The sequence below is a fragment of the Cryobacterium sp. Y50 genome, from assembly GCF_002929805.1.
In the GTDB taxonomy this organism is placed as follows: domain Bacteria; phylum Actinomycetota; class Actinomycetes; order Actinomycetales; family Microbacteriaceae; genus Cryobacterium.
In genome coordinates this window covers 69,053-77,082 of record NZ_PJJM01000085.1, presented here as the reverse complement: position 1 = coordinate 77,082, position 8,030 = coordinate 69,053, and the positions used below count along the sequence as shown (strand labels likewise).

Annotated in this window: 5 protein-coding genes and 1 pseudogene; 3 read left to right on the top strand and 3 right to left on the bottom strand. The window is 59.0% G+C overall.

Annotated features, from left to right (window positions below; translation table 11 throughout):
• The first annotated feature begins 92 nt into the window (after positions 1 to 92).
• A complete protein-coding gene (locus CXY73_RS08470; protein WP_255411374.1) occupies positions 93 to 356 on the top strand; it encodes an FtsX-like permease family protein in 264 nt (87 codons plus the stop codon).
• A gap of 201 nt (positions 357 to 557) precedes the next feature.
• Here CXY73_RS08470 and CXY73_RS08465 read toward each other — a convergent pair whose 3' ends face one another.
• The 3 genes and pseudogenes from CXY73_RS08465 to CXY73_RS22720 all read right to left on the bottom strand — a co-directional run.
• Complete coding sequence (locus tag CXY73_RS08465; RefSeq protein WP_104177445.1) at positions 558 to 893, bottom strand: response regulator; 336 nt, start codon at positions 891 to 893, stop codon at positions 558 to 560.
• Between the two features lie 4 nt (positions 894 to 897).
• Positions 898 to 3,678 carry a PAS domain S-box protein gene (locus tag CXY73_RS08460; RefSeq protein ID WP_199185313.1) on the bottom strand — a complete coding sequence of 927 codons (2,781 nt, stop codon included), beginning with the start codon at positions 3,676 to 3,678 and terminating at the stop codon, positions 898 to 900.
• A gap of 531 nt (positions 3,679 to 4,209) precedes the next feature.
• Positions 4,210 to 4,902 (bottom strand): annotated as a pseudogene (locus CXY73_RS22720) (transposase); the annotation flags it as partial.
• Positions 4,903 to 5,299: 397 nt separating this feature from the next.
• Between CXY73_RS22720 and CXY73_RS08450 the strand changes: the two are divergent.
• Together CXY73_RS08450 and CXY73_RS08445 are read left to right on the top strand one after the other, a co-directional pair.
• Positions 5,300 to 6,346: an IS110 family transposase gene (locus CXY73_RS08450; RefSeq protein ID WP_104177442.1), complete on the top strand. Its 1,047-nt coding sequence runs from the start codon at positions 5,300 to 5,302 to the stop codon at positions 6,344 to 6,346.
• Positions 6,347 to 6,691: 345 nt separating this feature from the next.
• Positions 6,692 to 7,978: an IS110 family transposase gene (locus CXY73_RS08445; RefSeq protein WP_233198222.1), complete on the top strand. Its 1,287-nt coding sequence runs from the start codon at positions 6,692 to 6,694 to the stop codon at positions 7,976 to 7,978.
• Positions 7,979 to 8,030 lie beyond the last annotated feature (52 nt).

Sequence of the window (8,030 nt, the reverse complement as noted above, 5' to 3'; positions counted from 1 at the left end):
CCGCACACCCCATCAGGCCATGAGACGATTAGGACACAGAACTAAGGCACACACGATTCGCAACGACCCCTAGAAACTGCCAGGTCTATACCCTGTTCAGTCTCGAAGCCATTTTTATCGGGTTTCTCGGCAGCGCGATCGGGGCCGGAGTGGCCATCGGCCTTGGCTCGGCGTTGAGTGCCGTGCTCTCACAGGGTTTCCTCTCCGGGCTGCCGGGACTGAATATTCTGTTGTTCGAACCGATGTCAGTGACTTTCGTCATTCTGCTGGTCATGGTGATCGCTTTTCTCTCTGGAACCCTTCCAGCCCAGCGAGCCGCCAAGCAGAACCCGATCGAGTCGCTGCGCTACGAATAACGCTCATAGTGGAGATAAAGCGGATGACGCGTGAGCAACCCGAGTCTGTAGCTTTCCTATTGGTCAGACTCCAACGGCAACTGTTTTAATGGGGCTGCCCGCAACTTGGCCAAGTGCAGCGGGCGCATTGCGTGTCAGTGGCTCTGCCTCAACCGACGCGGCATTATCCGCAGCTCGCTGCAAGAGCCACGTGATCGTGTCCTAAAGCTCTTGATAGTGCATCGGCTTGGTGATGTATGCGCCACATCCGGCCTGACGCACTCGGTCCTGATCATGAGTCATGGCCAGCGCGGTCAGCGCAATGACCGGAATTTCAGCAGTAAGGGGGTCATTATTTTGCTGGGCAGTAGCGACGAACCCGTCCATCCCTGGCAACTGGATATCTATCAGAATCAGATCCGGCACTTCCACCCGAGCGATCAACAATCCGCTTTCGGCATCAGCGGCCCACGGCGTCGTATGGCCGGCATGTCGCACGAGCAGGGTGTCAAGCTTCATATTGACGGGGTTGTCTTCAGCGATCAGAATTCTGGCCACGTCGTCATGTGCCCGCCGACTTGCCCCGAGAGCTGCTCGAGCGCAGAGCGCGCTTGACCTCGGCGATGAAGGACGTTCGGTCGAAGTTCTCCGTGCCCAGCACCCGCACTGGCTGACTCGGGTCGCTATCCACCACCGCTGATTCCTGCTTAGTGAGCGGTTTACCGGTCACAATCAACACGGGGATCTGTTCGGTCGTCGCGTCGCTTTGCAGCGCCAACACGACCTGATAACCGCTGAATCCTTCCATCATGAGGTTAAGAAGAACCAGGTCCGGATGCAACCTCTGCGCCATCTCGATGGCCGCCTCCTTGGTGAAAGCGCGCTCAACTGCATATTCCGGTTCGGTCAAAAATCGTGCGATCACGTCAACGGTTTCGGGATCATCGTCAGCAACCAGAACGCGTCGGGTGCGCAAGGAGTCAGGGCTGAGGCCCAGCGCGTCCAACGACTGTTGCAGCGCGGCCCGACTGATCGGCTTTTCCAGTACAGCGGCCGCACCGTGGGTCAAGGCCAGGCTCACATCGGCTGCTCCGGCGATAATCACGATCGGCACCGCGGCGAGATCAGAGATCTCATGCAGGCGCATCAGAAAACCCCAACCGTCAATTCCCGGCAAACGGATATCCAGGGTGATGATACTCAGATTCTGGTGCGGAGCAATTTTTAACCCCTCTTCGCCGCTGTTAGCGACAATGACCCGAAATCCTTCGGCCTCCAACAGGAGCCGCAGCACTTCAGCGCCCTTGATGTCGTCCTCAATGATGAGGGCAACGTGTTTCTTCTCCGATCCATCGTGTGCGGGCAGACCCTGCAGACTCTCGGTCGCCCCCGGCGACGTTCCCGTCGATTCTTTCACGGCAGCGGCCTCACGGTCACGCTTGTCCGACAGCAAGGAGACACCCACGGCACCCTTGTCTTCCCGATTTGAAACATCACCTCCTGCCGCGTCTGCGGATCCACCGTCGAGGACAAGCGGCTCAGGCTTCGCCGCACTGTCCGCACTGTCCGCGCTGTCGGAGCCGTGGTAAGGATGAGGTTTGGGCGCGTCGTCTATCGACCTGGGTACTGTGCCCGTACTTTTCGCGGCGCGCAGCTCGGCGCCACCCCGCGACATTTTTGCCTCCGTGCCCGACCAAGCTGGGGCGATGTCGTCGGTCGCTCCGATTGGAATCCAGATGACAAAACTGGCCCCCTCACCCATCTCACTTGCCACGGCCACGGTGCCACCCTGAAGCTCCACCATTTGTTTGACTGTGGCGAGACCGAGTCCGGTGCCTTCGAACTTTCGCGCCAAGGTGCTATCGATCTGACTGAAGGCAAGAAAAAGTTTTGATATGTTCTCGGCGGAAATACCCATTCCGGTGTCGTCGACGCGAATCTCCAAAAAGTGTTCGATGTCGCTCTTAGGCAGCGGAAAATCATGCACCGGCCGGGTACCGGCGATCGTCCCAACGGCGCTACGGGCTACTCGGCTTGCTTTAAGTGTGATCGTCCCGTTGTCGGGTGTGAACTTGACAGCGTTCGACAGCAGGTTGTACACGATTTGTTTGGTTTTCCGTCGGTCGAGCAACGGTTTTCCCAGGTTATCCGCTCCCTCAAACGCGAGGTGAAGGCCATGAGCCGAAGCATCACTTCGCACGATCAATAGGCTTTGGTCCAGTAGTGCACGCACATTAACCGGTTCCAACTCGATGTCCATCATTCCAGCCTCAACTTTGGATAAATCGAGGATGTCATTGATGAGGGACAAGAGGTGGTGCCCGCTGGCATAGATGTCCCCAACGTACTCACGCTGGGAGGCGGTCATCTCCCCCATGAGACCGTCCTTGAGCGCTTCAGAGAACCCGATGATGGCATTCAGCGGGGTGCGCAATTCGTGTGACATCGTTGCGAGAAACTTCGTCTTCATGCGGCTGGCTTGTTCCAGATCAATGTTCGTTTTACGAAGCGCTCCCTCCAGGCGCTTGCGCTCGGTGACATCACGGGCCGAGGCGAAAACGCCCTGCACCACTCGATCTCGATCGTAGAAAGTCGCGGCGTTGTAGGACACGTCGGTCTCATCGCCGTCGATGGACCGCACTGTGAGTTCGTAGTCGCACACCTTGCCTTCCGCCAGAGCACGTTTGATCGCCGTGTCAGCCCGGGCTGGGTCGGTGAAGAAGTTGCGGCAGGGGGCGCCAATGAGCTCGTCCCTGGTGCGCCCGGTTAGTTCGATCATCTGCTGGTTCACGTCAGAGATGATCCCCCTGGTATCGGTCATCATGAGCGCATCGATGTTGGATTCAATGAGAGACCGTGTATAAAACTGTTGGTCGCGCAGTCGTTGGTCGAGTACAGATTGGGCGATCGATGCCTGGTTGCGCGCCGTGTTGTCGGCGCTGATCAACAAGTAGCCGATAATCTTTTTGTCGGCGTCACGTAATGCCGTGACCGAAATTGTGGCTGGAAAGCGGCTGCCATCCTTGCGAATCGTAGTCAATTCATAGATGTCTTCGATTCCCCGGCTGGCTTTATAAACCAGGGCTTCAAAACCAGGCTCAATTTTCGTCCCGAGCTCGGCACTCAGCTCGGTTGCTCTGGCAATGATTTCTTCTGGATCGTGCAAGTCTCCCGGTACAACCTTGTTCACGATTTCTTGCTCTGTATAGCCGAGCAGGCGTTGCGCGCCCACATTGAAAATCTGAATGACACCGTCGGCGTCAGTAGCAATGCTGGAAAAATTGACGCTGTTGAAGATCGCGTCTTGCAGACTTATGGTCTGCTCCAACAGATTCTTTTCCAACGCCTCTTGGCGCTCGCTCGAACCACCCCGATCAGCAACGCTCTTCTCTGTTGTCGCTGGGGCTGTGTCAGATATCGCAGTCCGGGAATGACTTTTGCGGCTATGGGATGTCATGGTCATCACGCCTTCCGAGATCTACCGATACGAGGTGGAGTTTAAGTAGAAATTCAGCGCTTCGCGGTCGAGACGAATAGGCTCGCAGTCGGCAACTTTGCCTCGCTGGCCTACCGTGCGTCGACTTGGAAATATGCTCACTTATATCTATAGCATGAAAAAGAAAATGACCCCTTCTTGGGGGCGGAGATCGCTGCACGGCGCTGCAGGAGGTTCGGCGCACCAAAGCAACATCCATTATCTCTGTGGAGTTTCTCGACACCGTGCAGGTCAGTGGTTCTGATCATGCTGCAGTGAGTTCGGGAAGGGGAATCACCCCCGTGAGGATGCTGGCGTCGATGGTTGCGAGGGCGTTGTTGAATGCATCCAGTTGGCGCACGGAGCCCGCTGATCAGTAGCGGCGGGTTGAGGCTTCCGCTCGTCGTGTTGCTCGCCGTGGACAGCGCCGCCGAGGCGGAGCAGAGCTGCAGGGTTGGGGAATACGCCGACGATGAGGTTTGGCGTTTGATCTTTTTGTTGAGGCGCTCGATGGGGTTGGTTGGCCGGATCTGCCGCCAGTGTTTGGGCGGGAACCCGCAGAACGTGAGCAGGTCGCTGCGGGCGTCGTGGAGCATTTGGGCTGCTTTGGGGTGGGAGCGTTCGAGCATGCGGGTCACCTCGTCGAACTGCGCCTGAACGTGCTTGGCGTCGGGAGGGGCGAAGATGGTGCGGATGGCCTTCTTCAAACCGGAGTGCGAGTCGGAGATGACGAGGTTGACACCGTCGAGGCCGCGGATTTTCAACGACCGGAGGAAGCTGGTTTAGAACACCTCGGTCTCGCTGTCACCTCCGGAGAAGCCGAGGACCTCGCGGCGTCTATCGGCGGCACGCCGATGGCGACGATCGTAGCTTGGGAGATGACGCGGTGGTTGACACGGGCCTCGCAATCCGTGGTGTCGAGAAACACGCAGGGGTACCCGGTCACGTAGGGGTCCCGGTCACGTAGGGGTCCCGGTCACGTAGGGGTCCCGGTCACGTAGGGGTCCCGGTCACGAAACGCAGCGACTTCCCCGTCCAATCCTTGCAATTTCGGGATACTTCGGACTTGGAGATGCCGGTGTCGGCGCCGATGAGGGCGGCCGCCTCGGCATCGATGAGTTCTTAGTGAAGGGTTTCGGTCGCGACGCGAATACGGTTGGGGACATGGGTGAGCTTGAGTTCTGCGAGGAGCTCAAGCAGGGCAGACTGGTCTAGAGCCATCTCTAATGGTTAGTAGCTGGCCTGGGGCTTGCTGGCAAGCTGGTATCGGCCTTTCCCAACGTGACTCAAGAGCCATCTGTCCCGCGAAAGCGGTGGCTTTCACACGACCTGTCCGCTGGGCTAGGTCGGTGCCGGCCTGACCCGTTTCGATGGCTTCATAGAAGGTTGTCCACCCACGCTCCGGCGGGGGTGTGACTCATTAGAGATCTGCCTCGCGACAATTCTCCCAGGCCCGGATAACGAACCATTTACCGGAAGAAGACACTTCGTGAGCACCGTGGCTGACACATACAAATACGTCATCGGCGTGGATACCCACGCCAAAACGCACACCTACGCAGTCGTTGCTGCCGCTACTGGCGCAGTCATTGACACCGCTTCGTTTCCCACCACCGACGCTGGCACCGCCCGCGCGATCGCATGGATTGAGCGACGCTCGGATGGGCAGCAGCTTGCCGCTGTCGAGGGCACCGGCTCCTACGGAGCAACCGTGACTCGCGCTCTCACCACCGCGGGGATCCGCGTCTGCGAGGTCAAACCACCCAAACGGCAGGCCCGGGATGGTCACCGTAAAACCGACCAAATCGATGCCGTGGCTGCCGCCCGCACCGCGCTTGGCACCGATGCGACCGCGCTGATTCTGCCGCGCGCCGACGGGCTTCGCAGCGCCCTTCGAGTTCTGCTCGTCGCGAGACACAGTATCGATTCCCAACGCACCAGCGACCGCAACGCGCTCAACGCGCTCCTGCGGATAATCAACCTGGGCCTCGACGTCCGCGCACCCCTGACCAATACTCAAGTCGACATCATCGCCACATGGCGCGATCGCTCCAGCGATGACACTGCCGCTGCCGTCGCCCGATCTGAAGCCCGCAGGCTCGCCTCCGCGATCCACCAGCGCACTCGCGAGTTGGAAACGAATCACGCGGCCCTGTCAAAGCACGTCGACGAACTCGCTCCAGGCATTCAGGACATCCCCGGTGTCGGACCATTCACGGCCGCTATCATCCTGACCGCTTATTCCCACCAAGGCAGAGTGCGCTCGGAAGCCGCCTTCGCGGCGTTGGCTGGCGGTAGCCCAATTCCGGCATCATCGGGAAATACGACCCGGCATCGCCTCAACCGCCACGGCGACCGTCAACTGAACCGAGCGCTCCACATTATTGCCCGCTGCCGCATGATCACCGACCCCACGACGAAAAGCTACGTTGACAGAAGAACCGCCGAAGGCAAGACCCGGCGAGAGATCCACCGCTGCCTCAAACGATTCATCGCCCGCAGCATCTATCGCTCACTGGCGACCCTTACAGCTTGACTTCAACCATAGAAGGGTCGTGTGATGTGTCTTTCTGTGAGGAACTTTGATCGGTACTCACTGACATCACACGATGATTTCTTGCGTTGTTGATCCAACGCCCCGAGGCGGGAAACTACACAGAGATACTGGATGTGACTCTGGTGCGGGGTGACTCAAAATTACACTGACTCCTTTCGAGGTTGTCTTTGAGTGGATCTGTCCGCCGCACCAGAGCCGCTAATGCTGCTTGATCGGGGCGACATGACTTGATAGGAGCCTGGCCAACAGTCTCACCTCTGTGCTGTCTGCCCTTCCGACCCAACGGTGATTTCCCTTCAACGACGAAACGGGAGTACCGAAGTCATGACAGTTGCAATTCTTGAACCGCCACAAATCACCATCGCGGCCGAGTCACCACGAATCATCTTCGCCGGGGTTGATACCCACAAAGACACGCACTACGTCGCCATCGTTGACGACCATGGACAACCGATCGCCGACCGGGAATTCTTGGCAGTCGGGAGCGGCTATCGGAAAATCATCGAGTTCCTCCACGCCTACGGCATCGTGGATGCTGTTGGCGTTGAAGGCACCGGCTCTTACGGTGCGGAACTTGCCCGCGTGTTGGCCAATGCCGGAATGCGCGTTCTCGAGGTCAATCGCGCCAACCGTGCCGAGCGTCGACTGCGCGGCAAATCCGATCCCCTCGACGCCCACCAAGCGGCGATGTCGGTTCTGGCCGGGCGCGGGTTATCAACCCCGAAACAACGCGATGGTGACGTCGAGTCGATGCGGGTCTTACTTGCCGAACGCTGCTCTGCCACCAAGGCGCGCACGGCTAGTATCAATCAAATCCGTGCCTTGTTGGTGAGCGCGCCCGAGGTCATCCGGCAGGATTTTCGCCGATACGACGGTAATAAACTCACGGTTGCGCTCGCGCGCACACGACCCGCACCGGGCACCACGCCGGAGCTGATCGTGCGGGCATCAGCGAAACGCCTCGCGCAACGCCATCAGGTACTGACGGCGGATATTGCTCTTATCGACAGTCAACTCGGCCAACTCGCCAGCCGGCAGAATCCGGCTCTCATGGCCGCAAGCGGTGTGGGCCCGTTTGTTGCCGCGCACCTGCTCGCCACTGCCGGCGACAACCCAGATCGCATCTCCACCAAGGCCCCGTTTGCCGCTCTCTGCGGCGTTGCACCTATTCCGGCATCTTCGGGAAAGCGGCAGCGTTTTCGTCTCTCGCGCGGTGGTGACCGGCAAGCTAACGCTGCCCTGCACCGTATTGTCCTGCTCCGCAAACGCCACAAGGAACCTCGGACTATGGCCTACATCGCCCGACGCACCGCTGAAGGCCTTTCCGACCGCGACATCGTCCGTTGCCTCAAACGCCACGTCGCCAACGAAATATTTGCATTGCTCACCCAAAATCCCGCTGTCCCTCTGCCCGGTGGACCACGGCTACGGCAACGCCGCCAGACGCTCGGCATCGTCCTTACCGACGCGGCCAAACAGCTCAACGTTCCCTACCAGCGCTTACGTCGACTCGAGATAGGACAACGCGCCGACACCGACCTGGAAACCAGCTTCAGCGCCTGGCTCGACGACCAATCCCGGCAATCGAAACCCACCCCAAAGGCCGCTTGACATCAATAGGAGCATCCACTCCCGAAAACGCAACTCGACGGAAAAGTCTTAA

Bases quoted from the DNA above. Each gene is read 5' to 3' on its own strand.
- CXY73_RS08445 (WP_233198222.1), top strand. From the start codon at position 6,692: ATGACAGTTGCAATTCTTGAACCGCCACAAATCACCATCGCGGCCGAG.